This is a genomic window from Paenibacillus taichungensis, assembly GCF_050994985.1.
In the GTDB taxonomy this organism is placed as follows: Bacteria; Bacillota; Bacilli; order Paenibacillales; family Paenibacillaceae; genus Paenibacillus; species Paenibacillus taichungensis.
On the sequence record NZ_CP194720.1, the window covers coordinates 6,682,240 to 6,707,004 of the forward strand.

The 24,765-nt window shown below is 47.5% G+C and carries 24 protein-coding genes; all 24 read left to right on the top strand.

The features are described 5' to 3' along the window. Positions 1–166: 166 nt before the first annotated feature. The 24 genes from ACR1R9_RS30030 (at position 167) to ACR1R9_RS30145 (ending at position 24,745) form a co-directional block, all read left to right on the top strand. A complete protein-coding gene (locus tag ACR1R9_RS30030; RefSeq protein WP_076287589.1) occupies positions 167–421 on the top strand; it encodes an AtpZ/AtpI family protein in 255 nt (84 codons plus the stop codon). Then, positions 414–791: an ATP synthase subunit I gene (locus tag ACR1R9_RS30035; protein WP_076287590.1), complete on the top strand. Its 378-nt coding sequence runs from the start codon at positions 414–416 to the stop codon at positions 789–791. The genes ACR1R9_RS30030 and ACR1R9_RS30035 overlap by 8 nt, the downstream gene beginning before the upstream one ends. A gap of 45 nt (positions 792–836) precedes the next feature. After that, complete coding sequence (atpB, locus tag ACR1R9_RS30040; RefSeq protein WP_076287591.1) at positions 837–1,655, top strand: F0F1 ATP synthase subunit A; 819 nt, start codon at positions 837–839, stop codon at positions 1,653–1,655. Positions 1,656–1,733: 78 nt separating this feature from the next. After that, positions 1,734–1,958 (top strand): F0F1 ATP synthase subunit C, encoded by a 225-nt coding sequence (atpE, locus tag ACR1R9_RS30045; RefSeq protein WP_017691934.1) that lies wholly within the window; start codon positions 1,734–1,736, stop codon positions 1,956–1,958. Between the two features lie 114 nt (positions 1,959–2,072). Beyond that, entirely contained in the window at positions 2,073–2,561 is a 489-nt protein-coding gene (gene atpF / locus ACR1R9_RS30050) for a F0F1 ATP synthase subunit B (RefSeq protein ID WP_024632720.1), read from the top strand. After that, positions 2,558–3,106 (top strand): F0F1 ATP synthase subunit delta, encoded by a 549-nt coding sequence (locus tag ACR1R9_RS30055; RefSeq protein ID WP_076287592.1) that lies wholly within the window; start codon positions 2,558–2,560, stop codon positions 3,104–3,106. The genes atpF and ACR1R9_RS30055 overlap by 4 nt, the downstream gene beginning before the upstream one ends. 16 nt (positions 3,107–3,122) lie before the next feature. Next, positions 3,123–4,637 carry a F0F1 ATP synthase subunit alpha gene (gene atpA / locus ACR1R9_RS30060; RefSeq protein ID WP_076287593.1) on the top strand — a complete coding sequence of 505 codons (1,515 nt, stop codon included), beginning with the start codon at positions 3,123–3,125 and terminating at the stop codon, positions 4,635–4,637. Between the two features lie 212 nt (positions 4,638–4,849). Further along, entirely contained in the window at positions 4,850–5,722 is an 873-nt protein-coding gene (atpG, locus tag ACR1R9_RS30065; protein WP_076287594.1) for an ATP synthase F1 subunit gamma, read from the top strand. Between the two features lie 96 nt (positions 5,723–5,818). After that, positions 5,819–7,222, top strand: coding sequence for a F0F1 ATP synthase subunit beta (gene atpD / locus ACR1R9_RS30070; RefSeq protein WP_024632716.1), 1,404 nt, complete (start codon positions 5,819–5,821; stop codon positions 7,220–7,222). A gap of 63 nt (positions 7,223–7,285) precedes the next feature. Then, entirely contained in the window at positions 7,286–7,690 is a 405-nt protein-coding gene (locus tag ACR1R9_RS30075) for a F0F1 ATP synthase subunit epsilon (RefSeq protein ID WP_076287595.1), read from the top strand. Between the two features lie 602 nt (positions 7,691–8,292). Then, positions 8,293–8,550 carry a DUF1146 family protein gene (locus tag ACR1R9_RS30080; RefSeq protein WP_433922034.1) on the top strand — a complete coding sequence of 86 codons (258 nt, stop codon included), beginning with the start codon at positions 8,293–8,295 and terminating at the stop codon, positions 8,548–8,550. A gap of 520 nt (positions 8,551–9,070) precedes the next feature. After that, positions 9,071–10,417 (top strand): UDP-N-acetylglucosamine 1-carboxyvinyltransferase, encoded by a 1,347-nt coding sequence (murA, locus tag ACR1R9_RS30085; RefSeq protein ID WP_083678749.1) that lies wholly within the window; start codon positions 9,071–9,073, stop codon positions 10,415–10,417. Positions 10,418–10,878: 461 nt separating this feature from the next. Beyond that, a complete protein-coding gene (spoIID, locus tag ACR1R9_RS30090) occupies positions 10,879–12,225 on the top strand; it encodes a stage II sporulation protein D (RefSeq protein ID WP_433922033.1) in 1,347 nt (448 codons plus the stop codon). 554 nt (positions 12,226–12,779) lie between these two features. After that, positions 12,780–13,520 carry a M23 family metallopeptidase gene (locus ACR1R9_RS30095; protein ID WP_113052900.1) on the top strand — a complete coding sequence of 247 codons (741 nt, stop codon included), beginning with the start codon at positions 12,780–12,782 and terminating at the stop codon, positions 13,518–13,520. Between the two features lie 171 nt (positions 13,521–13,691). Next, entirely contained in the window at positions 13,692–13,979 is a 288-nt protein-coding gene (spoIIID, locus tag ACR1R9_RS30100) for a sporulation transcriptional regulator SpoIIID (RefSeq protein ID WP_024632710.1), read from the top strand. Between the two features lie 219 nt (positions 13,980–14,198). After that, a complete protein-coding gene (locus ACR1R9_RS30105; RefSeq protein WP_076287598.1) occupies positions 14,199–15,197 on the top strand; it encodes a rod shape-determining protein in 999 nt (332 codons plus the stop codon). A 103-nt stretch (positions 15,198–15,300) separates the two neighbouring features. Continuing rightward, positions 15,301–16,185 carry a flagellar hook-basal body protein gene (locus ACR1R9_RS30110; protein ID WP_064641898.1) on the top strand — a complete coding sequence of 295 codons (885 nt, stop codon included), beginning with the start codon at positions 15,301–15,303 and terminating at the stop codon, positions 16,183–16,185. A 634-nt stretch (positions 16,186–16,819) separates the two neighbouring features. Then, on the top strand, positions 16,820–17,659 hold the full coding sequence (locus ACR1R9_RS30115; protein ID WP_076287600.1) for a flagellar hook-basal body protein: 840 nt from the start codon (positions 16,820–16,822) through the stop codon (positions 17,657–17,659). Positions 17,660–17,671: 12 nt separating this feature from the next. Then, positions 17,672–17,896 (top strand): DNA-directed RNA polymerase subunit beta, encoded by a 225-nt coding sequence (locus tag ACR1R9_RS30120; RefSeq protein ID WP_024632706.1) that lies wholly within the window; start codon positions 17,672–17,674, stop codon positions 17,894–17,896. A 482-nt stretch (positions 17,897–18,378) separates the two neighbouring features. Further along, positions 18,379–18,810 carry a 3-hydroxyacyl-ACP dehydratase FabZ gene (fabZ, locus tag ACR1R9_RS30125; RefSeq protein ID WP_024632705.1) on the top strand — a complete coding sequence of 144 codons (432 nt, stop codon included), beginning with the start codon at positions 18,379–18,381 and terminating at the stop codon, positions 18,808–18,810. A 57-nt stretch (positions 18,811–18,867) separates the two neighbouring features. Beyond that, positions 18,868–20,589: a phospho-sugar mutase gene (locus ACR1R9_RS30130; RefSeq protein ID WP_163758053.1), complete on the top strand. Its 1,722-nt coding sequence runs from the start codon at positions 18,868–18,870 to the stop codon at positions 20,587–20,589. A gap of 239 nt (positions 20,590–20,828) precedes the next feature. Then, positions 20,829–22,850, top strand: coding sequence for a DUF5693 family protein (locus ACR1R9_RS30135; RefSeq protein ID WP_433922032.1), 2,022 nt, complete (start codon positions 20,829–20,831; stop codon positions 22,848–22,850). After that, entirely contained in the window at positions 22,826–23,980 is a 1,155-nt protein-coding gene (gene csaB, locus ACR1R9_RS30140) for a polysaccharide pyruvyl transferase CsaB (RefSeq protein WP_433922031.1), read from the top strand. The genes ACR1R9_RS30135 and csaB overlap by 25 nt, the downstream gene beginning before the upstream one ends. Positions 23,981–23,986: 6 nt before the next feature. Beyond that, positions 23,987–24,745 carry a WecB/TagA/CpsF family glycosyltransferase gene (locus ACR1R9_RS30145; protein ID WP_063567739.1) on the top strand — a complete coding sequence of 253 codons (759 nt, stop codon included), beginning with the start codon at positions 23,987–23,989 and terminating at the stop codon, positions 24,743–24,745. Positions 24,746–24,765: the final 20 nt, after the last annotated feature.

Here is a 24,765-nt window from a genome sequence, read left to right on the forward strand (position 1 = left end):
AATAAAGGGTACAGCATACAGTTAAACTGTACGGTTTACGCGGGTTTATGGGCTCTGATGGCCTGTAATCCCGTCGTTTTCCCCTTTAAAACGCTAAAATCATTCAATTGACAAAGGCTCTCATCATTCAGTAAAATTAACTGGGATTGCAAGGGTGGCGTGGAAAATGGCCGATTCGAACAAACCAAATTCATCCCGTAACCATGATGATAATGTGTGGAAAGCAATGGGGCTCGTGACAGCTTTTGGAATCGAGATTGCCATTCTCGCTGTTGCCGGATATTACGTTGGCTCCTGGTTGGACAAGACCATCGGAGGTAGCGGAATATGGATCGCCGTAAGCGTTCTCTTTTTTTTGGCAGCAGGCGGCGTAAGCATCTACTTTATCGCGAAAAAATTCATGGGGGAAAGTGATGAGTGAACTAACCAGATACCGCAGAATGATGACTGTTTTCATCATGTACTTTCTTATGATTTGTTTTCTCGCAGCGGCCTTTATGCCACGTGTGGAGACAATTGCTTTGGGACTGGCCCTGGGTACAGGAATTAGCTGGATCAATGCATTTTACCTAGGCTTCAAAGTGAGGAAAATGTCTGATGATGCGGCAGAAGGTAACTTGAAGCGTGTGAACCTGGGATTTTTGACAAGAGCGGCACTCGCAGTGCTCGGTATCTTCATATCGATGCGCTTTCCGCAGTACTTCAATACATATGCGGTTGCAGGCGGTCTGGTCATTGCACAATTTTCCTTACTGATTATAGGGATCGTCTATTCCCGCAGAGCAGAATGATGTTAGGTGCTGCAGCTTTCAAGTCGAGAAAGGGGTGAGAAAAATATGCATGAAGCTCCAATTATTATGCTTGGCGGATTTCGACTGGATCTATCGGTTCTGTTGATGCTGGTGGTTACAGGTGCACTTGTTTTCATTTTTGCTGTACTAGCAACACGTAGATTATCCGTTGAAAATCCCGGCAAGCTGCAAAATTTTATGGAGTGGGCAGTAGAATTCGTCCGCAATCTGATTTCCAGCACGATGGATATGAAGAAAGGGAAACATTTTATCTCTCTCGCTCTTTCCATGATTATGTTCATTTTTGTAGGTAATATGCTAGGTCTTCCGTTTCAGGCGGTTACTGAAGTTACGGAGGTTAGTCAGGCGCAGGTATTCAATCAACCGATTGTCACTGCTGTTGATGCGTTTAACGAAGCGCATGCCAAGGACCCTGAAGCACATCCACACGTTGAACTGGCTTGGTGGAAATCACCGACAGCCGACTTGTCTGTAACGATGGGACTGGCACTCGTAGCATTCCTGGTATCTCATGGACTCGGATTGTTCCGTAACACAAGAGGATATCTCCAACATTATCTTAAACCGTTCGCCTTGTTCTTGCCGATCAACCTGATAGAGACGGCATCCAAGCTGCTGACACACGGAATGCGTTTGTTCGCGAATATTTTCGCGGGCGAGGTACTGATTACAACGATCCTGAAGCTGACCACGTTCAAAGTGTTTGGTGCCATTGCAGCGATTCCGTTGCTTATGGTGTGGCAGGGCTTTAGTATCTTTATCGGCGCAATCCAGGCATTTGTTTTTGTAATCTTGATGATGGTGTACATTTCACAAAGCATCGAGACGCATGACGAACATTAAGTTTCAAGCCCTACGAAGATTTCTTCACCAGGCTGAACAATAAAAAATACGATTTAACATTTTAAGGAGGATATACAAATGGGAGCAATGGCATTAATCGCAGCAGCAATTGTTGCAGGACTGGGCGCGTTTGGCGCAGGTATTGGTAACGGTATGGTAATCAGCAAAACGGTGGAAGGTATCGCTCGTCAACCGGAAGCGAAATCCACTCTTCAAACAACAATGTTTATCGGTGTAGGTCTGATCGAGGTATTGCCGATCATCGGTGTGGTACTGGCGTTCATGTTCTACGGTATGGCTTAATTAAATCGATACAGGTTTGGCGGGGAAGGCCATAGCCATCCGCGCCTTCTTTTTAGGTAATGTCCGTTCTAACGGATGACGTTTCAAGGATACCTCCAGGAAGGAGTGAACAGATTGAGTTTCGTATGGGAAAATACGCTTCTTGCGATTATTGCATTTGCAATTTTATATTGGCTGCTTAGCCGTTATGCTTTCGGGCCTTTGTTCTCCATTATGGAAAAACGTCGTGAACTCGTGATGACGCAGATGAATGAGGCTGCTCAGACTCGGGAACAGGCCATTGCCTATGTGGAGGAACAAAAACAAGCTCTGGAGCAAGCGCGCAAAGATGCTTACGACATCATTGAACAGTCCAAACAAACGGGCGGTAAACAAGCCGAATCGATCTTGGCTGATGCGAAAGCGGAAGCTAATCGTCTCAAAGACGATGCTGTACGTGAGATTGAGAGTGAGAAGAACAAAGCGGTCGCAGCGCTTCGCAGCGAACTGGGTACAGCTTCCGTTCAAATCGCTTCCAAATTGATCAAAAAAGAAGTTGAGAACGGTCCTGCACAAGAGGAACTTGTGAACCAATACCTCAATGAGGTAGGAGGCCGACAATGAGCCGCGATACGATAGTTGCCAAGCGTTATGCGAAAGCATTGTTCGAAGTTGCTCTTCAGCAGCAGCAGGTACTTGAAGTTGAACAGGAACTGCGTGTGGTTGTCAGTGCATTGACTGGGGATGCTGATATCGAAAAATTCATCGTATCTCCCAACATCTCGGACGAAGCAAAGCAGAATGTCCTTCATTCAAGCCTTGATGGAAAGGTGTCCGAGCCTGTCCTTCGCACAGTTTTGCTGTTGATTGAGCGCGGACGCGTTGAATTGCTGGAAGCTTTGCTGAATGATTATCTGAAGATCCAAGGCGAGTCGCTCGGCATAGCTGATGCGCGCGTCTACTCGACTTATGCATTGAATGATGAAGAAAAAGAAGCGGTTGCTCGTGAATTCGGTGGCCGTGTGAATAAAAAGATTCGTATCGAGAATTTTGTTGATCCGACTCTGCTGGGCGGATTGAAAGTCGCCATTGGCGATACGATCTATGACGGCAGCTTGGCTGGCAAGCTCGAACGTCTTGAGCAGTCTTTTAACAGACGAGTACAGTAGATTGGGGTGAGGACACTTGAGTATCAAACCAGAAGAAATCAGTACATTAATTAAGAGCCAGATCGAACAATACAAAACCGATATCGATGTAGTCGAAGTCGGGACAGTTATTGAGGTCGGTGATGGTATTGCTCGTGTATACGGACTTGAGAACGTAATGTCCAACGAGTTGGTTGAATTCCCAAGCGGTGTTATGGGACTCGCCATGAACGTGGAAGAGAGCAACGTTGGTGTCGTTATCCTGGGACCTTACTATGATATTCGTGAAGGCGACCAAGTAAAACGTACCGGTCAAATCATGCAAGTGCCTGTTGGCGAAGCATTGATTGGACGCGTTGTTAACCCGCTCGGTATTCCAGTGGATGGCAAAGGGCCAATCGCTACAACGGAATTCCGTCCGGTTGAAGGTAAAGCACCAGGCGTAATGGATCGTAAATCAGTTCATGAGCCGATGCAAACAGGGATCAAAGCGATTGACGCAATGGTTCCAATCGGTCGCGGACAACGTGAGTTGATCATCGGTGACCGTCAAACAGGTAAAACATCAATCGCAATTGATGCGATCCTGAACCAAAAAGGCAGCGGCATGAAATGTATCTACGTTGCTATCGGTCAAAAACAATCTACAGTTGCACAAGTCGTAGAAACTCTTCGTCGTAAAGGCGCAATGGAGTACACGATTGTTGTAACTGCAGCAGCATCTGATCCATCACCATTGTTGTACATCGCACCGTATTCCGGTTGTTCGATGGGTGAGTACTTTATGTACAAAGGTGAGCACGTGTTGGTTATCTACGATGATTTGACCAAACAAGCTTCCGCATATCGTGAACTCTCCTTGCTTCTTCGCCGTCCACCGGGTCGTGAGGCTTATCCGGGTGATGTCTTCTACTTGCACTCCCGTTTGCTGGAGCGTGCAGCGAAGCTGAATGATGAGCTTGGTGGTGGTTCTTTAACCGCACTGCCGTTCATTGAAACACAAGCTTCCGACGTATCTGCTTACATTCCGACGAACGTAATCTCCATCACGGACGGACAAATCTTCTTGGAAGCTGACTTGTTCAATGCTGGACAACGCCCGGCGATCAACGTAGGTATCTCCGTATCCCGTGTTGGTGGTTCTGCTCAGATCAAAGCGATGAAAAAGGTTGCAGGTTCCCTGCGTCTCGACCTCGCTCAATATCGTGAGCTTCAAGCGTTCTCCCAGTTCGGTTCCGATCTGGATAAAGCGACTCAGGCCCGCCTGAATCGTGGTGCTCGCATGATGGAAATCCTGAAACAGGGTGTGAACCAGCCTTTGCCTGTAGAACAACAGGTTGTCAGCTTGTACACAGCGGTTAAAGGATTCCTGGATGAAATTCCTACAGGTGATGTGACTCGTTTTGAACAAGAATTCCTCGCGTTCATGGAGAGCAGCCATCCTGAGATTCTTCAATCCATCCGTGATACTAAAGAATTGACTGCAGACAATGAGAATGCTCTGAAGGGCGCTATCGAGAAGTTCAGAAAGAGCTTTTCTGTCTCCGTCTAAATAGATGATATGCAGTTGCGGAGTTGTTTAACCGATTCCGCATGTCTGCATGTATAACTTTGGCTCCGCCAAAGGTAAGATTATGCTTACGAAGTAGTTTTGACTTGGTCAAAACTATTGAATGCTTACGAAGTAACTTTGGCTCTGCCAAAGTTTAAGTTTGAGCTTACGAAGTAGTTTTGACTACGTCAAAACTTGAAGGTGGTGAAATCATGGCAAAAGGCATGCGCGAAATAAAGCGGCAAATTAAAAGCGTACAAAGCACCAAGCAGATCACCAAAGCAATGGAGATGGTTGCTGCTGCAAAACTGCGTAAAGCGCAGGAAAAAGCGGAAGCAGCTCGTCCATATTCGGAGAAACTGAAAGAAGTTGTGGCTAGTATTGCATCAAGCACGCAGGGAATTCAACATCCGATGCTGGAGAGTCGTCCGGTCAAAAAGACAGCTTATCTAATCATTACATCGGACCGTGGTCTTGCGGGTGGTTACAATGCAAATATTTTGCGTCAGGTCAATCTGACACTCAAAGAAAAACACAACTCTCAGGATGACTACGAATTGTTCGTCATAGGGCGTAAAGGACGCGATTATTTCAGACGGCGCGAAATTGCGATCGCATCCACTACAACGGATCTATCCGATTCACCAGCATTTGCAGATATCAAATCCATTGCACACGAAGCTGTTCAAGGATTTGAGCTGGCTAAATTTGATGAATTGTACATTTGTTATAACCGCTTTGTGAATGCGTTGACCCAGATTCCTACGGTAGAAAAACTTCTTCCGATGGAAACACCTGAGGTAACTGCTGCGGAAGGACCGACGGCAAGCTACGAATACGAGCCTTCAGCTGAAGCTGTACTGGAAGTTCTGCTTCCGCGTTATGCGGAAACGCTGATCTACGGTGCACTTCTGAATGGTAAGGCGAGTGAGTTGGGTGCCAAAATGACTGCGATGGGTAATGCAACCAAAAATGCATCGAAACTCATCAACGACTTGTCATTGACCTATAACCGTGCTCGTCAAGCGGCGATTACGCAGGAGATTACGGAAATTGTGGCAGGTGCCAACGCAGCACAAGGCTAACCGTTTTTTATTAATGAAGGCTTGCAGTGCAGAGATAACAGAGAACGGAACTTTATTTCTGCAAAACTAGCAGGCTTGTAGGAGGGGAACGTTAAGATGAACAAAGGACGCGTTGTGAGCATCATGGGTCCGGTTGTTGACGTCGAGTTTGATCGCGGCGGTCTGCCGGAAATCCTCAATGCCATTACGATCACTACAGTAAGCGAAAGCGGCGTAAGTGTGAATCTGACACTCGAAGCTTCGAAACATCTGGGTGACAACCGGGTACGTTGTATCGCGATGTCCTCCACGGACGGACTCGTTCGTGGTATGGAAGCCGTAGATACAGGAGCTCCAATCTCTGTACCTGTTGGGGAAGCGACACTGGGTCGTGTATTTAACGTACTCGGCGAAGCTATTGATACTGGCGGAACTGTAGCTGCTGCACATAAAAATCCGATTCACCGCTCGGCTCCTGCATTTGATGAACTGACTACCCAGGCTGAAATGCTGGAGACAGGAATCAAAGTTATCGACTTGTTGGCTCCTTACGCCAAAGGTGGTAAAATCGGTCTCTTCGGTGGTGCCGGTGTAGGTAAAACTGTAACGATTCAGGAATTGATCAACAACATCGCACAAGAACACGGCGGTATCTCCGTATTCGCAGGTGTTGGTGAGCGTACACGTGAAGGTAATGACTTGTATCACGAGATGAGTGATTCAGGCGTTATCAACAAAACAGCAATGGTCTTCGGACAAATGAACGAGCCTCCAGGCGCACGTCTTCGTGTAGCCCTCACAGGTCTGACCATGGCGGAATACTTCCGTGATGAAGAAGGCCGTGACGTGTTGCTCTTTATCGATAACATCTTCCGTTTCACCCAAGCAGGTTCAGAAGTATCTGCCTTGCTCGGACGTATGCCTTCCGCGGTAGGTTACCAACCAACGCTGGCAACGGAAATGGGTCAACTGCAAGAACGTATCACTTCGACCAAAAAAGGTTCAGTAACATCCATCCAGGCCATCTACGTGCCTGCGGATGACTATACTGACCCGGCTCCAGCAACGACGTTTGCCCACTTGGATGCAACGACGAACCTGGAGCGTAAAATTTCAGAGATGGGTATCTACCCTGCGGTAGATCCGTTGGCATCCAGCTCCCGGATCTTGTCCCCTGAAGTTGTAGGCGAAGAGCATTACAACGTAGCTCAAGGCGTTAAACGCATCTTGGCGCGTTACAATGAATTGCAGGATATTATTGCGATTCTGGGTATGGATGAGTTGAGTGAGGAAGACAGAGCACTCGTTTACCGTGCTCGTAAGATTCAACGTTTCTTGTCCCAGCCTTTCCACGTTGCTGAAGCATTTAACGGTATTCCGGGTAAATACGTTCCGGTTAAAGAAACGGTGCGCAGCTTTAAAGAAATTCTCGAAGGCAAGCACGACGATCTTCCGGAAGCAGCTTTCCTCTTCGTGGGTACAATTGAAGAGGCAGTGGAGAAAGCCAAAACACTGGTATAATCTGAATCCAGGATTGTCCTTATGAAGCGAGCTATCCTTCGGATAGTTTCAGGAGGGATGGAATTGAGCACCTTTTTGTTGGAAATCGTAACACCTGAGCGTCTGGTATATTCAGAACAAGTGGATAGTATCACGGCTCGTGGTATTGAAGGGGAGCTGGGCATTCTGCCAGGTCATATCCCTATGGTTACACCTTTACAGATCGCACCGATCTATATCAAAAACGGAAAAGAAAGCAAACGCGTCGCTATTGGTGGCGGGTTTATCGAAGTCCGTAAAGATAAGGTTGTTGTGCTCGCAGAAAGTGCCGAATTCCCGGAAAATATCGATGTGGATCGTGCGCGTGCGGCGAAAGAGCGGGCAGAACGCCGTCTCAGCAGCCAAAGCAATCAGGACCATTTTGATCACCGCCGGGCAGAGATTGCTCTGCAAAAAGCGGTTAACCGGATCAACGTATACGGCAAATAAACTACTCATCGGAGCCTGGCGGCTTAGTCTGCCAGGCTTTTTTGAGTTTTTGGAGTGTTATCTTTTCCAATTACAGTAAACTATATGCACATTATCTGCGGTTGAAGTACTTGATTTAACGGCAAATAAAGTTAATTGCATTCACCGTTTATGGGCAGTTGAATAGAATGTAGGACTAAAGTCGTGTCGATAATGATCACTGTTGGAACCATTTTTAACGACGGAAATCTGAATTATTTCCGAGGAAATGACAGGATCGATATCGAAATAACGCTCTTTTATGTCGTTTTAGTCACAAAATCCCGGCATTTTGAATTTAAAATATTATCGAAGTGGAAATCAATGTAATTGACAATGTATGATGAAAGAGCCTATATTCCATAGAGTCAGCAGATGCAGGAAGCTGCGTTGATGAATTCCATAGTCATTCACAGCCAGATTGTTGCTGCTCCGGATTGGGCATCCAGATTTCCTGCATGGCAGGAGTAAGTCTGACAGTAGGCTCGGTATGTTGTGTTCAAGTCATTCCATTGTTCTAACAAGTTATGGATGCCAGGCATAATTATGCTGATCGCTGCAACAAATGTGGAGGTAATGAATATATGGATACTGACCTGACGAATCAGTTGAACCAGACATTAAGTACGAATGGCTTAGTCTCAATTGTCGTCTCTCTTTTATGTATAGCGTTGTCGTGGTGGGCTTTGCAGAATCTCAAGCTGGATTTAATCATCAGGCAGCCACGAGGAGCACAGGGAAGACTGTTACATTTACTGTTGGCCATTATACTTGGGCATGCTGTTTCAGGCTTTGTCATTGACTATTTGTCATGGACACAAATGTTGCGCCATTTGTTTTAATGTTGAGATGGTTGGTTAATCATCTGTTAGGTTCTTCAAGCAGTTCAATGTCGAATAACATCGATTAATTGTGTTAACAATTAGAGTATGAGTTGTCGGCAAATGAATTAAGAAAAAAGTGTGACGTGGAATTGGATGAATTTGAGATGTTTTATGTAAAAATGCTTGTATCGTACAATTCAACAATGTTATGATGGAAGTTAGGGAATTCACAATTGTTCACTTATTTTGTGGTTATAAACGGGATACCCGGTTGAATCCGGCTAATAATCATCCCATTCTGTCTGTTCAGATGCTTGCTGGCCTGTAAGGCATTACATTTACAAGTCGGAGGGCATCATGCAACGCACGTGGTATCATCGATATGGATTATAAACCAATTCTTTTCTGAATAGACATCAAGGGCATTATTTGCCAGGCTATGTCGAAATTCCACACACAGCAACAGTCTTTTCTATTACAGAAGGGCTCACGTATTCCGGAATGAAGAAAAGGGAATAAAAGCGCGGAGGGAACCATGATGAGCAAATTTATCGTCCGCGGTGGCAAAAGGTTGACCGGAAGTGTCAAAGTTAGCGGCGCTAAAAATTCTGTTCTTCCGATCATCGCTGCCTCTCTCTTAGGGGAAGAAGGACAAAGCGTTATTATTGACGCTCCTCCTCTAGACGATGTGATGACGATTAACAAGGTGTTGGAATCGCTAGGAGCGGGTGTTACATACCGGGACGAAGTGATTACCGTAAATGCGGAGAAACTTACTTCCTGTGAGGCACCGTATGAATGGGTAAGTAAAATGCGGGCGTCATTTCTGGTCATGGGGCCATTGTTGACGCGTATGGGTCATACAAGAATTTCGCTTCCTGGTGGATGTGCCATCGGTACACGGCCTATTGATCAGCATTTGAAAGGTTTTGAAGCCATGGGCGCTGAGATCAGCTTGGGCCAAGGCTATATAGAAGCTCGCAGCCAAGGACGGTTGCGTGGCGCGAAAATTTATCTGGATGTGGCTTCCGTAGGTGCCACTCAAAATATTATGATGGCTGCAACATTGGCTGAAGGTGTAACTGTTCTGGAGAACGCGGCAAAAGAACCAGAAATCGTGGATCTTGCCAACTTCCTGAATGGAATGGGTGCAAAAGTACGAGGTGCCGGAACAGGAGTCATCCGCATCGAGGGTGTGGAGAAACTGTCTGGCGTGAAGCATACCGTCATTCCTGACCGGGTTGAAGCAGGTACCTATATGGCTGCTGCTGCAATTTCCGGTGGTGATGTGTATATCGAAGGTGCGATTTCAGACCACTTGGGTTCTGTTATTGCGAAGCTGGAAGAAATGGGTGTAACCATTCATCCTGACGAGAATGGCGTTCGTGTCATTGCAGATCGTCCGCTCAAGGCTGTGGATGTGAAAACATTACCATACCCAGGTTTTCCTACCGATATGCAATCCCAAATGATGGCCCTTTTGCTTGCGTCTGAAGGAACTTCTGTTGTAACAGAGACTGTTTTTGAAAATCGCTTCATGCATGTGGATGAATTCCAGTTGATGAATGCGGAGATCAAAGTTGAAGGACGTTCGTCCATCATCACGGGCAATGCCAAGCTGAAGGGTGCCAAAGTAACAGCTACCGATTTGCGTGCGGGTGCCGCACTTATTATCGCGGGTCTTGTTGCTGAAGGTACAACGGAAGTGGGCGGTGTTCATCACATCGACCGTGGCTACGTACATCTCGCTGAGAAACTTAACGGACTTGGAGCCGATATTTATCGTATTTCGGTTGAAGAGCCTAAGCTGGATGCAGTTAAAGCTTCGAATGAAAAAGTCGGGGAAGAAGTACCACTGTTCAAAGTACAACCGACTTGGGCATAACATCGAATTAGACAAATAGGCGTTGCTCTCTAGTATTAATCATACATCATTGTAAATTGCGGAGACGAGAGCATGCGTACTGTCATTTAAATTCAGATCAAAAGCTAAGCCATCTGGCTTGGCTTTTTTTGTGTTCAATAATCAACTGAATCAGTACCTGATTCTATTAATAGCTGGTCTTAACTTATATAGCATAACATCGCATTCTGTACCAATTCTGAACAAATGAAAGAGCATGCTTTTTGAGGAACGGATGGTACCTTATGGAACCGGATTCCGCGACAGATCAATGTTTTTTAATAATACATAGCAGAATTAAGTTGGAAATCGCCACATATGGAATGCCTTCGTTTCTCTTAAATCAGGTTCTATCAGATCCACGCAGCTCATACCCTAAACTATGGATTTGAACAAAAGGACCGGCGCTTGACCGGCCATGGACAACGGAGGGTTATATCAAAATGAAAGAAGCTCGTGTGCAGGTTAAGGTACCTCTTGTCCCTCGTCCACTAGTGAAGGAGCCAGAAGAGATTGCTGGTTTCGGTGTGGAAAAAGACAAGCTTGCTTCAACGAACATCAGAACTGTTCCAGATGAGCCCATAACAACATCTCCTAGAGGGGCTGCCACCAAACAGGAGTCAGCTCAACACACTACGGCACGTATACACATACCTGTCATTGAATTAGACCAGTTTCGCCGTGTGAAGCGCCGCCGAATGCGTACGTTCGGCCGAGGCCGCAGATGGGGCAAGAACAACACTCGCTGGCAACCGGCAGCGGCTGTATCGGCAGTACTGGCACTTGCGCTGTTGATCCCCGCCATTCTGGTCTGGCCGCGGACGGATGATTCTGTTAAACCGATCCCTGTCCCATCTGGTACAGGCAGTGTAACGACTCCAGCACCTTCTCCAGCTGTACCCGTTACCTACCCTGAACCCCAAGTAAGGGTATACCTGTCCGCAACCGGTACAACGATGAATCTCCCGCTTGAAGATTATGTTACCGGAGTAGTCGCTGCCGAGATGCCAGCGGAGTTCAGATTGGAAGCTCTGAAGGCACAGGCCATTGCTGCAAGGACATTTATTGTGAGAAGACTGGCAGCCAACGATACAAGCGGTGTACCTTCAGGAGAAGCGGATGTAACGGATACTGTGAGTCATCAAGTGTTTATACCACCAGAACAAGTAAAAGCAGACTGGACACGTCTGGGGAAAGCAAAAGAATGGGAGAAGCTGCAGCAGGCTGTCCGCGAAAGCAAAGATTCCGTCATGACATATCAAGGCAAGGCCATTACCGCATCCTTTTTTTCCACAAGTAATGGGTACACGGAGAATGCAGAGGATGTCTGGGGCAACCCAGTACCATATTTGCAAAGTGTAGCGAGTCCGTGGGATAAAAACCTGGCTCCAGGTTTTAAAGAAACCACCACCATGAAGCGCAGTGAGATTCTCCAAAAGTTGAATCTGGGGGCGAATGCCATTCCTGTGAGCGCGCAGCAGAGCGGTGGCTGGATGGAAGTATTGTCTACAACGCAAGGCCATCGCATCAAGGAGATGCAGATTGCAGGTAAAACGTTTAGCGGGCCGGAAGTTCGAAAGCTGCTTGGGCTTCGATCCAGCCAGTTCAGCTGGAAGACCGATGGAGACGAGGTTCAGATTACAACGTATGGATACGGTCATGGAGTCGGCATGAGCCAGTGGGGAGCCAACGGCATGGCACAGGAGGGTCACACCGCGACCCAGATTCTCAAACACTACTACACCGGCATCTCCTTCGGACAGGCATCCAAGATGCTAGCCTCCAAATAGACCAACATGGAAGTCGGTATCAACCGGACAATTTGAATTAGCAACCGTTAGTCTATTAGCAGTAATTGGGGTCACTGATAATATAAAACGAGCCCTCGCAGATACTCTATGAAGTTGCTAAGCCTAGAATTAAAACCCACCGTTAGCTCTACCAATGAACTTAAAACTATAACGCCATGTTCAATCTCACAGACTCACTTAATAAGGATTGGCTGCTAAATCCAATCCATGCATTTCTGTCCACCACCCCTTCCGGAGCTTTTAAAACTTGGATATATCAGGCTGGATCAATAGCTACACCGGAACGGAGAGTGCAGAAAAAACCTGTAGGAGCGGAGCGTCCGCCTTTACTCCCGGATTTCACCTTTGAAGAAGGTGATAGAAGAAATCTGGGAGTAACAGCGGCCGAAAGGTTGTTCTGCACGCGGAGTGGCCCAGTGTAGCTCCTCTTTTTCACCTTATATAGCACTCTTTGAAAGCTCCGTGAAAATAATTAGAGTCGCGCGTGTATAAAAGAGTTGCACCCGGTAACACTTGTTACTGAGGTGATTAAGATGAATGAACAAAACAAAAAATCAGTCCAAGAAGAAACTCCTAAAACAACTCAAGGAGTACCGGCTAGCCAGCCCTCTTCATGGAAAAGAGCAATGTCCAAACGTTGGGTCTTCCCGGCAGCCTACATCGCAGCAGCAGGCATTATACTAACCTTAGTGTGGGTCTATCAGGGCACAGGCGACAAAACGCTGAACTCGGACCCTGCTAGCGGGGTAGTAGAAACAGGCGCATCGGCGGGTACAGAAGAAACAGCGGTTAACGGAGAACAGGAAAGTGTGGAAGTTGTTGCAAAGTCGGAGAATTTTGTATGGCCAGTAGCGGTTCCGTCAGAAATTTCGGTAGTAAAACCTTTCTATGACAACGAAGCTTCAAGTGAGGAACATGAAGCAGCGATGGTGCAGTACAATGACACATTTATTCCGAACACGGGTGTAGATCTGGCACGTGGGGATAACAAAACGTTCGAAGTCAAAGCAGCACTCGGCGGAAAAGTTACCCGGGTTGAACAAAACCCGCTGACAGGTCAAGTTGTGGAAATCACGCACAGTGATAACCTCAAAACCGTATACCAAAGCCTGGCTGACGTCAAAGTGAAACAGGATGATGAAGTGAAGCAAGGAGATGCAATTGCATCGGCTGGCGTTAATGAACTGGAAAAAACGCTGGGCAACCACCTTCACTTTGAAGTTTACGAAGACGGACAACCGGTTAACCCGCAAGGATATCTTCCGGAAAAATAAATGATTTTTACCGCAGCGACATGATGGGCAGAGGGATTTCTCCTCTGCTCTTTTTGTGCTTTTCAGAAAATAATGGGACCTTCGAAGCTTGTCACACCTTTAAACCGCGAATATATAGGCATGCTCCTCATATAATGTACCAAACTATCCACACAGTAGGGAGGCGGGAGCGTGCACGATTACATCAAGGAACGGACCATAAAAATTGGTCGCTGCATTGTTGAGACGAGGAATACGGTCCGTACCATAGCCAAGGAATTCGGCGTGTCAAAGAGTACTGTGCATAAGGATCTGACGGAGCGTCTGCCGGAAATCAACCCTGATCTTGCTGACCAGGTGAAACACATTCTGGAGTATCATAAGTCCATCCGTCATTTGCGGGGCGGTGAAGCGACCAAAATTAAATACAAAAAAACAAGCGGTAAAAAACGCGAGGTGTTGGCTTCCGCTAAATCGTAGGGACCTGCGGAAAGACGTAGGCCAAAAAGCTCACACATGCATTGAATCCCTCCCCTGAAGTATGATATGTTAAAAGCTGGTACAGGATCGAATTATGACATCTTATCAGCCCGATTTTTACATATATATGTTGCACTTTGTCGAACGAGCGGTGACGTGATAAGGGACTCTTTTTCACAGGATACGCTGACCAAATAATATCACTTTGGGGGCTCTTTTATGTTTAGCAAGGATATCGGTATTGATCTTGGCACGGCGAACGTGCTTATTCACGTGAAAGGAAGTGGGGTTGTCCTCGATGAACCTTCCGTCGTGACCATTGAAAGCGATACGAAGCGGGTCCTTGCTGTTGGGGAAGAAGCGCGTCGTATGGTGGGGCGTACTCCAGGTAACATTGTTGCCATTAGACCGCTGCGTGACGGTGTTATTGCGGACTTCGAGATTACGGAAGCAATGCTTAGACATTTCATTAATCGTGTGGGGGCAAGAAGCTGGTACAGCCACCCGCGTATTCTGATCTGTGCACCAACCAACATTACTTCCGTGGAGCAGAAGGCTATCCGTGAAGCTGCTGAGCGCAGCGGTGCCAAAGAAGTATTTCTGGAAGAAGAGCCGAAAGCGGCAGCGATCGGTGCGGGAATGGATATTTTTCAGCCGAGCGGCAATATGGTCGTGGATATCGGCGGCGGAACGACTGACGTTGCAGTCCTGTCTATGGGCGACGTAGTCACCGCCTCTTCTATTAAAGTCGCAGGGGACAAGTTCGACGAAGCGATTATCAAGTTTATCAAAGCCAAATACAAACTCATGATCGGTGAACGTACCGCCGAAGATCTCAAAATTGCGATTGGTTCCGTACATCCGGGCGGACGTCAAACAGAGATGGACATTCGCGGTCGGGATATGGTATCCGGTTTGCCTGTTACCGTAACGGTGTCGGGGAATGAAGTGCAAGAGGCGCTATGGGATTCCGTGCAATCCATCATCGTTGCAGCTAAGTCGGTATTGGAGCGGACGCCACCGGAATTGTCAGCGGACATTATTGACCGAGGTGTCGTGTTGACAGGAGGAGGCGCTTTGCTGAACGGACTGGACGAACTGTTGTCCAATGAATTGCATGTACCGGTATGGGTTGCAGAGGATCCGATGCATTGTGTCGTGAAGGGGACAGGCATTATGCTGAATAATTTGGATCAAGTGGTTAAGAAAAAGTTCTAATCTGCCGATATAAAAAGCAAAGGTTCGCCCAAGCTCGGGAAGCAGAACGGACAAGCAGCCATCCTGTAATGAAGGACAAGCGCTTGAGGAGAGGGGTTAATACATGTTAAGAGGTCTGTACACCGCTACCGCGGGAATGATAACGCAACAACGCCGCCATGACACCGCAACACAGAATATCGTAAATATGAACACAACGGGATATAAACAAGTGAACAGCGTAAGCCGTTCTTTCCCGGAAATGCTCATTACTTTGGTAGGCGGAGACGCTAATCTTCCGACAAAGCGGCTGGGCAAGCTGAACACGGGTGTGTTCGCGGAAGAAAGTTTGTCCATGAATTTGCAGGGAGCCATTATGGAAAGTGGGCAAAAGAGTGATTTTGCCATTTCGTCCAATCTGGCCGTGAATGATCCACAGACAGGACAACCTGTCCCGTTTGACGGTTCAGGCAAATTTGTACGAGCTGATGGCACGGTAACTTACCAACCTCAGGCGTATTTTACAGTACAGGATGCAGAAGGTAACACAAGATATACACGTGATGGGCACTTCGAGGTTACAGGAACCGGACAGCTGCTCAGCTCAACAGGTTCACAAGTTCTGGATAATAATGGACAACCTGTTGTGTTGACAGGCTCGGTAGACCAATTTAAAGTGGATGAGCAAGGTCGTCTTGTTAATGCAGAGACGGGTGCACCCACAGGTGTAACATTGGGAATCAGTGTCATCGATCAACCCAACCAACTGGTACGTCAAGGCGATGGTAATTTCAGCCTGAATGATCAGAATGGAGCAACGGCCCGGATGATGGCTGCCGGTGATAATGTGCAGATCCGTCAGGGCTACCTGGAAGGTTCGAATGTAGATGCATCACAGGCAACTGTAGATATGAATGCAGCATTTCGTGCTTATGAAGCGAACCAGAAAGTCGTACAATTCTACGACCGCAGTCTGGATAAAGCCGTCAATGAAGTTGGGCGTGTATAACGCCAACGTATAATATAGCCGCGTAGCGAAGAGCCAAACGCCCTTTGCGAAGCAAAGCAGAGAGGCTCACGCGAAGCGCAAGCCAAAACGCAGCCGACCTTATATGAGGATTGCGTAGCATTATCCCGAGCGCAGCGACGGTCTCGACAGTACTTTGCGAAGCAAAGCAGGGAGAGACCACGCGGAGCGTAAAGCCAAAACGCAACCGAGCCTATGCGAGGATTGCGCAGCATTACCCCAAGCGTAGCGACGGTCTCGACAGTCCTTTGCGAAGCAAAGCAAGGAGAGACCACGCGGAGCGTAAGCCTAAACGCAGCCGAGCTTATGCGAGGATTGCGCAGCATTATCCTAAGCGCAGCGATGGTCTCGAGAGTCCTTTGCGAAGCAAAGCAAGGAGAGACCACGCGGAGCTACTCGCCGCACAAAGAGCGTGCCCAACTAATATTTAGCCACGTGAAACTATGGCGTAAATATTAGTTGGGCAGTCGCGGCGCACACACACCACCGTCACTTAGCAAGATCGTACCCCACGCACCCACTCCGCCTGTTTCGGGAGTCCAGAGGGCAGCGCCATCTGGGGCCCTCCCTACCAGGGAGGGTTTGGGAGGGTAGAACCAGGGAGGGTAACCACCGAATGAATAATTCCATGATTAGTGCAATGGTCTCCATGACCGGAATACAGCAGCGTCTGGATGTCATTTCCGATAATATTGCCAACGTAAATACGGCAGGCTATAAGAGTAAGCAAGCAGCCTTTGAAGATGTACTGACACGTGTGCAGCAGCAACCGGACAAGTACAAGCTGGATGGACGCTCCACCCCGATGGGATACAACCTCGGGTTTGGCGTACGTTTGGCTGATGTGACAAAGGATATGACTCAAGGTACACTCAATGAGACAGGCAATCCTACCGATCTGGCAATTGAAGGAAATGCAATGTTTGCAGTTGAAGCAAATGGTGAGAAAATGTGGACGCGTCAGGGTGCATTCCATTTTGTCCCTGATACAAGACCCAAAACGAATCCCAATGCGCCAGATATGATGGTATTGGTCAATGGCGAAGGCCACTTTGCATTGGATCGTCAAGGTAATCGCATTACGGCACCGAATAACAGCAAGGTTGCATTTGATGAAAAAGGCAATCTGTTGATCCGTCGTGGCAATGAAGCCAATGCAACGATTGGAGCCCAATTGCAACTCGTTGATATCGAGCGCCCGGAAGGGCTTGTGCAGTATGCGGATAACCTGTTTGGTCTGGATGCGGGTCTGACCGAGGATGATGTATTTGGAGCTAATGCAGCTACACGTGAAGCGACAGCCATGATCCGTGCAGGCTACATTGAACAATCCAACGTGGATTTGACACAAGAGATGGCTTTGCTGATGCAAGGACAGCGGACTTACCAACTGGCGGCACGCGCACTGACATCCAGTGATTCAATGTCGGGTCTTGCCAACAATATGAGAGCATAAAAGGTGAATGTGATGACAGATACACAGCAGCAGAACAGCAAGCCGGATAAGACGAAAGTCAAGAAGAAGAAGAGTGGATGGCGCATCGCAAGATGGTTTTTGGTTCCGGTCCTGCTTGTTCTTGCCCTCGCTGGCGGATTGGTGGCTGGCTACGTGGTACTGGGCAAACAGGATATCGGTTCCGTATTGCAGTGGAGTACATGGGAACATGTATATGATTTGGTGTTCGCTCCGTAGATGAACGATATATGCGAAAACTCCTGCGCAGGCAGGAGTTTTCTTTTTGGCGTTGAAAACAGTATAATGGTGGATGACGTTTGACGTCAAAAGAGGCCTCCCCTGCGAAAGACATTCGTCATCGCGAAGAGAGACCCCTTATCTCAACCTTCACTACTGCAGTCATGAAGGATATAACTAGTGTTAACTGAAAATATGCTTTTCATACAAATTAAATGAAAACCACATTTTATATGAGCATCGACTTGATCATGTTGGGGTTGACGGCTTCCGCACTAAAGTAAGTGGAGGGAACGGAATCGTTCAGAAGAAGCGAAGCGCTCGCCTTTGTCACCGAATTTTAGACAACTCTAAAATGTATCAGAAAATTCGGGGACAACAGCGATCGAAAGAATGATCCGTAACCGTAACGACCTCTATTGCGCTTAACTTCAATCATGATGGAGAATCTCATATAAATGACCCTGAGAGGAGATTACACTGTGCTCGATATCAAACAGATTCAAGAGATTATTCCACACCGTCCCCCGTTTCTGCTGGTGGACAAGATTGTAGAATTAGAGGATGGCAAACGTGCTGTTGGTTTGAAAAATGTAACCATTAATGAACCGTTCTTCATTGGTCATTTTCCAGAGTATCCGGTAATGCCGGGTGTGTTGATTACAGAAGCACTGGCACAGGTCGGTGCAGTAGCCATTCTTAATTTGGAAGGCAACAAAGGCAAAATCGGCTTTTTGGCGGGACTGGACAATTTCCGATTCCGTGGACAAGTTGTGCCTGGAGATACATTGATGCTGGAAGTGGAGATTACACGTCTCAAAGGTTCAATTGGTAAAGGCAAAGCTACAGCCAGAGTAGGCGACAAAGTGGTAGCTGAAGGCGAGATCATGTTCGCACTGTCTGACCCAAGCTAATGATTGTATCGTTCAGCATTTAATTGAATTTTATATAGAAGGAAGGGGTTTGCAGGAATGGAACAGTTAAGCACAACAGCAGCACAAACATTGCAGCAGTGGTTGGAGGATGCTTCGATTGATGAAGCGACGAAACAGGAGCTTCGTGATTTGCAGGATCAGCCGAAAGAGCTGGAGGATCGTTTTTACAGAAATCTGGAGTTTGGTACAGGTGGATTGCGTGGTGTAATCGGAGCGGGAAGCAACCGGATGAACCGTTATACCGTGGGTCGTGCAACGCAAGGGTTTGCCCGTTATTTGCTGGAGCAGCATGGCGACAAAGAAGGTAAACCTTCTGTTGTGATCGCGCATGATTCCCGTCATTTCTCACCTGAGTTCACACTGGATGCTGCCTTGGTTCTGGCTGGAAATGGCATTGTGGCTAAGTTGTTTACATCCCTGCGTCCTACGCCCCAACTTTCCTTCAGTGTACGTCATCTGCAAGCAACCGGCGGTATTGTGGTGACAGCGAGTCATAATCCTCCTGAATATAATGGCTACAAAGTGTACAACCACGAGGGTGGCCAATTGGTACCACACGAAGCGGAGAAAGTCATTCAATACATTCAGGAAGTTCCTTCCCTCGCGGATGTGAAAAAGCTGACGCAGGAAGAAGCCGAAGCTCAAGGATTGCTGGTATGGCTTGGGGAAGAGGAAGATCAGGCATTTGTTGATACCGTAGCCAGCCTTAGCCTCAGTCGTGACCTGATTCAATCCGGCGTTGGCCGTGATTTCAAAATCGTCTTCACTCCGCTGCACGGAACAGGTAATGTGCCTGTACGTCGTGTGTTGGAACAGATCGGTTTCGAGCAGGTTCACATTGTAGCAGAACAAGAACAGCCTGATGCTGAATTCTCCACAGTGAAGTCCCCTAACCCGGAAGAACGCGAAGCATTTACGCTTGCAATGAAGCTGGGTGAATCCGTGGGTGCGGACATTCTGATTGGTACAGATCCGGATGCAGACCGCATGGGTGCGGTAGTGAAAGACAAGGATGGCAAGTATTTCGTACTGTCGGGTAACCAGTCCGGAGCCATCATGGTGCATTATGTGTTGAGCCGTTTGCAAGAGACAGGTAAGCTGCCGAAAAACAGTGCGGTTGTCAAAACGATTGTAACAAGCGAGATGGGAGCGGTCATTGCTGAGCATTACGGTGCAGAAGTGATGAACACCCTGACAGGCTTTAAATATATCGGTGAAAAAATGAACCAGTTCGAAGCAACCGGCAGTCATACGTTCTTGTTCGGTTATGAGGAGAGCTACGGTTACCTGGCAGGCAGCTACGCACGTGACAAGGATGCAGTCCTGGCTGCAATGCTGATTGCTGAAGCAGCTGCTTATTATAAAAACCAAGGCAAAACGCTCTATGATGTCCTGCAAGAGCTGTACAGCCAATTCGGATATTTCCTGGAGAAGCTGGAGTCCCGTACGCTGAAAGGCAAGGATGGCGTAGCTCAAATTCAGGCGAAAATGACCGACTGGCGTTCTAATCCGCCACAAGAAGTAGCCGGCATCGCTGTACAAGATGTGCTGGATTACTCCCTTGGCTTGGATGGCTTGCCTAAAGAGAACGTTCTGAAATTTATTTTGGCAGACGGATCATGGTTCTGCCTGCGTCCTTCGGGAACAGAACCGAAGATCAAAGTATACTTCGCTGTGCGCGGAGAGAACCTGGAAGACGCCGAAAGCCGTATTGAGCGTTTGGCTACTACGGTGATGACGCGTGTAGACGCACAATAAATACGAATGCAGTACTGAGCAAGAACATGAGAAAGCCTCTCCGCACCGTAAGGTTGGTTGGCGGAGGGGCTTTTCTTTTAGGTAAAAAGGGTGAATTCCTACGTCTATTTTGGATGAATTGCGGATAGATGCACGTTTGTTGACACAAGCTGTTTGTATCCGGTATTTATTCACTATTATGCAATGAAAATCATGAGCTGAACGTGCATTTGGTTCCAACACTTGAGGAGGTACATGTAGTGCGTCAAAAATGGCTTTATTGGAATACCGCTTCACGGAAGTGGCTGTGGATTGTTGTCATTATCGGTTTGATTGCTTCCATCCCTGTCATCAGTGATCGGGTACAGACGGAATCTTCCGCCAAAAAGGTGGAGCTTGTCTTCAATTATCGGGGGCTATTGGATATCTCGGCTTATCAGGCCCATCCGCAAGACTTTATGAATGAACAACTGTCTCGGTTGAAAGACGCCGGAGTGACAACCATGGCGGTGTTCGAAAGTACACTGGATGAGTTGAAGAAGTCCCGCCGTCTGATGGTATATAACGGGCAGGACCTTGCGAACATGACCAAAAATGTCATTCCTGCTAACGATAATTACACGTATGTGCTGTTCACAAACGAGGAAAATGCACAAACGTATACCCCTATCATTGAACAAACGTTCGCCGATCGGGAGATTCCTGTGCTTCCATGGGAATATGAAGGTCGTAGCGGCTTAATATTGCAGACTCCACCGGAGAATGCCAACATGCAGCCTTTGCAACCAGATCCGGTTGCCGTGAAGATGCTGCGTGATAAAGGATTTTACATTTTGCCACGGATCGCAGACAGTGTTCCTTACAATCAGGAATCTATGGAACGCCTGCTTACCTTCTTCGAAGAAAATGGGGTAAAGCGCATCTTGTTTGATGGCGATGCTGTGAAAGGGTACAATGATAATGCAGAGATGAAGAGTATCGATATGTTTGCCCAGTTGCTGAACAAGCACCATATTGGACTGGCGGCTATTGAGAATTTGAAGAAACCACAATCCGGTTTTGAGACTCTCTCCTATAAAATTGATTACAATGTAACTCGTCTGTACTCCTTAAGTGACGGGGATGCCAATCTGGATGTAGACACCATTGCTGACCGTTTTGTTTTGGCTACCAAAGACCGCAACATTCGTATGCTCTATATGAATGCTTCGCCAAGTCGGAATACAGCCAAAGCCATGATCACCAATCCGATTGATAATTTGATCAACAGTTTGGGTGAGCCAGGTCATGCGATTGAACGTATGGGCAAACACGGCTTCGAACTCGGACAAGCTGAAGCGTTCACGGTTAAGGATTCTTCCATTCAGCGTTATGCCAAGCTGGTGGCCTTGATTGGTGCAATCGCAATGATTACGCTTATGGTTTCCTATTTTGTACCACTGCTGACATTGCTGGTATTTGCGCTGGCTCTGGTGGGTAGTGCCGGGTTATTCTTGCTCAAACCGACGTTGCTGGAGCAAGGAATTGCCTTGCTGGTCGCAATTAGCGCGCCAACCATTGCGATGGTGCTGGCGGTTCGTACAGTGAACTATCAGCAACAGCGTCAGCCAGACGCGCCTGCGGGTCGCCGGTTGGCACAAACGATCTTCTTATATGTAAGAACGTCGATTCTTTCGTTTCTGGCGGTGCCTTTTGTCATCGCATTGCTGAACAGCATTACGTACAGTCTGGTGATCAACCAGTTCCGAGGCGTGAGTTTGTTACACTTTGCACCTATGGCGCTGGTAGCGATTTATATTGTGTTTTACCGTGGTTCGGGTACATTCTCCATTAAACAAATTAAGGATATTCTTCGTACACCGATTAACGTATTGATGGTTGTATTGGCACTGGTTGCTGCTGTGGTTGGATACTATTATTTGAGCCGTACAGGCAACTCGGGTTCGGTTACACCGTTCGAGATGTTCCTGCGTACTACGCTGGAAGATACATTCGGCGTGCGGCCAAGATTCAAAGAATTTATGCTGGGACACCCGCTGTTTATCGTTGGCGTGTTCGCCGCTTTAAAATATCGTAAAGTCATCTTTGTGCTCATTATTGCAGCAATTGGACAATTGTCCATGGTGGATACGTTCGCGCATATCCATACGCCAGCTGTATTGTCACTCATTCGTGGAGTGATGGGATTGGGACTTGGCTTAATCTTCGGTATCGTTGCTGTGGGTGTGTGGCAAGTAGCGGAAGGATGTTGGAAAAAATGGTCACCACTTCTCAAAAGTTAGTCATCTCGGGATATTACGGATTCCGCAACAGCGGAGACGAAGCGGTACTAAAGTCAATTTTGACGGCGCTGGAAGAGGAGAGTCACAGATCGAATGTCACGATTGAGCCGATTGTGCTCTCCGGTGACCCGGAGTCGACCACTTCAATGTACGGTGTACGTTCAGTACATCGGATGAAGTTGAAGGAAGTTCGCGAAGCGATTAAGGAAAGTGACGGTTTAATTAGTGGGGGAGGAAGTCTGCTGCAGGATGCAACCGGACTGAAATCCATCCCTTACTACCTGGGTGTTATCAAACTGGCCCAATGGTTGAAAAAACCAACATTTATCTATGCTCAGGGCATCGGACCTGTAAATCGCAAGATATTCAATCCGATGATTCGTTCGGTCTTTAAGGCCTGCAACTATGTATCTGTGCGTGATGAACAATCCGCTGAATATTTGCGCGGGCTCGGATTGCGGTGGAATCAGATTCATGTGGTCCCTGACCCGGTGATGGGTCTGCCACTGCCTGAAGCCAAAGCTGAAGAAGTAAGTTCAGTCGCGGTTAATGCTCAAGGAGCAAGCGTTCATACCAAACTCCCGGTGATCGGCGTTTCGGTACGTTTCTGGGAGTCGGATCGTAAAGAGCTTACAGCCATTGCTGCTGGATTGAAGAAGCTTTGCTCCAAAAAAGCCGTTCACTTGCGCTTTATGCCATTTCACTTACCGATTGATGAGCAGGCTTCACGTTTTGTTATGGAAATGCTCGGTGACCTCGGTAACAAAGGTAGCGAAGTCAGCATTACCAAGGATCTCACCGATCCGCAGCTGATGCTGCAGGAAGTCAGCAATTGTGATGTCGTTATCGGCATGCGTCTGCACAGTCTGATCTATGCCGCATCACAGTATGTTCCACCCGTTGGTATCTCGTATGATCCGAAGATTGATCAGTTCATGCTGCGTCTGGATAGTGAAACCGTGGGCAGTACGGATGCGCTGGATGGGGATAAACTGGCGAAGACGGTGGCTAACCTGTTGGATCAGCGTTCACAGTGGCTGAAGGAACATGAAGAAGGCATTACCGAATTGAAGCAGGAAGCCAAAGTGCCTGCTCAGCAAATTATTAAATATTTAGGCCGCAAAGGGTGAAATAAGATGAATCAGACCGGACCAATACCTACCGTTTCAATCTATGGTATTCCTTTTTCCAAACTAACGATGAAAGAAACGGTGGAGGTTCTACGCCAAGCAGTGCTTACAAAACAGCCGCACCAAGTCATTACAGCCAATCCCATCATGGTCATGGCCGCGCTGGAAAACCCGGCGATGATGAAGGTTATGCAGTCTGCGGAAATGATTGTACCCGATGGGACAGGGGTTGTATGGGCTGCCAATTATTGTGGGGAGCCTGTGGCAGAGCGGGTACCTGGATTTGAGCTTTTACATGAATTGCTGCGTGTTGGAGAAAACTATCGGTGGGGCGTGTATCTGCTCGGTTCCACACCTGAGGTGATTCAAGAAACGGCAGTTCGGTTACAAGAGCAATATCCGGCGATTCGAATTGTAGGTTATCGCGACGGTTATTTTGGTCCGGCTGAGGACGAGCAGGTTGTCGCTTCCATCCGTGAAGCTGCACCTGATCTGCTGTTTGTTGCACGTGGGGCAGACACGCAGGAACCGTGGATTCACAAGTACAAAGACGCGCTTCAGGTTCCCGTTACGATGGGGGTTGGAGGCAGCTTTGATGTGATTTCGGGCAAAACCAAACGTGCACCTAAAGTGTTCCAAAAGTTAAGACTGGAATGGTTTTATCGTCTACTTCGCGAACCTAGCCGGGCTGGTCGAATGCTTGCGCTTCCGAAATTCGCTGTCAAAGTGATGCGGGACAAAGAAAACGTGACTAAAGTCCGTTAAAATTAGGCTATTACGAGTAA

Coding starts and splice junctions, on each gene's coding strand:
- ACR1R9_RS30055 (WP_076287592.1), top strand. CDS start 2,558: ATGAGCCGCGATACGATAGTTGCCAAGCGTTATGCGAAAGCATTGTTC.
- atpG (WP_076287594.1), top strand. CDS start 4,850: ATGGCAAAAGGCATGCGCGAAATAAAGCGGCAAATTAAAAGCGTACAA.
- ACR1R9_RS30115 (WP_076287600.1), top strand. CDS start 16,820: ATGAATAATTCCATGATTAGTGCAATGGTCTCCATGACCGGAATACAG.
- ACR1R9_RS30145 (WP_063567739.1), top strand. CDS start 23,987: ATGAATCAGACCGGACCAATACCTACCGTTTCAATCTATGGTATTCCT.
- ACR1R9_RS30035 (WP_076287590.1), top strand. CDS start 414: ATGAGTGAACTAACCAGATACCGCAGAATGATGACTGTTTTCATCATG.
- ACR1R9_RS30130 (WP_163758053.1), top strand. CDS start 18,868: ATGGAACAGTTAAGCACAACAGCAGCACAAACATTGCAGCAGTGGTTG.
- ACR1R9_RS30030 (WP_076287589.1), top strand. CDS start 167: ATGGCCGATTCGAACAAACCAAATTCATCCCGTAACCATGATGATAAT.
- csaB (WP_433922031.1), top strand. CDS start 22,826: ATGGTCACCACTTCTCAAAAGTTAGTCATCTCGGGATATTACGGATTC.
- ACR1R9_RS30080 (WP_433922034.1), top strand. CDS start 8,293: ATGGATACTGACCTGACGAATCAGTTGAACCAGACATTAAGTACGAAT.
- atpE (WP_017691934.1), top strand. CDS start 1,734: ATGGGAGCAATGGCATTAATCGCAGCAGCAATTGTTGCAGGACTGGGC.
- ACR1R9_RS30105 (WP_076287598.1), top strand. CDS start 14,199: ATGTTTAGCAAGGATATCGGTATTGATCTTGGCACGGCGAACGTGCTT.
- ACR1R9_RS30120 (WP_024632706.1), top strand. CDS start 17,672: ATGACAGATACACAGCAGCAGAACAGCAAGCCGGATAAGACGAAAGTC.
- ACR1R9_RS30095 (WP_113052900.1), top strand. CDS start 12,780: ATGAATGAACAAAACAAAAAATCAGTCCAAGAAGAAACTCCTAAAACA.
- ACR1R9_RS30110 (WP_064641898.1), top strand. CDS start 15,301: ATGTTAAGAGGTCTGTACACCGCTACCGCGGGAATGATAACGCAACAA.
- spoIID (WP_433922033.1), top strand. CDS start 10,879: ATGAAAGAAGCTCGTGTGCAGGTTAAGGTACCTCTTGTCCCTCGTCCA.
- atpB (WP_076287591.1), top strand. CDS start 837: ATGCATGAAGCTCCAATTATTATGCTTGGCGGATTTCGACTGGATCTA.
- murA (WP_083678749.1), top strand. CDS start 9,071: ATGAGCAAATTTATCGTCCGCGGTGGCAAAAGGTTGACCGGAAGTGTC.
- atpD (WP_024632716.1), top strand. CDS start 5,819: ATGAACAAAGGACGCGTTGTGAGCATCATGGGTCCGGTTGTTGACGTC.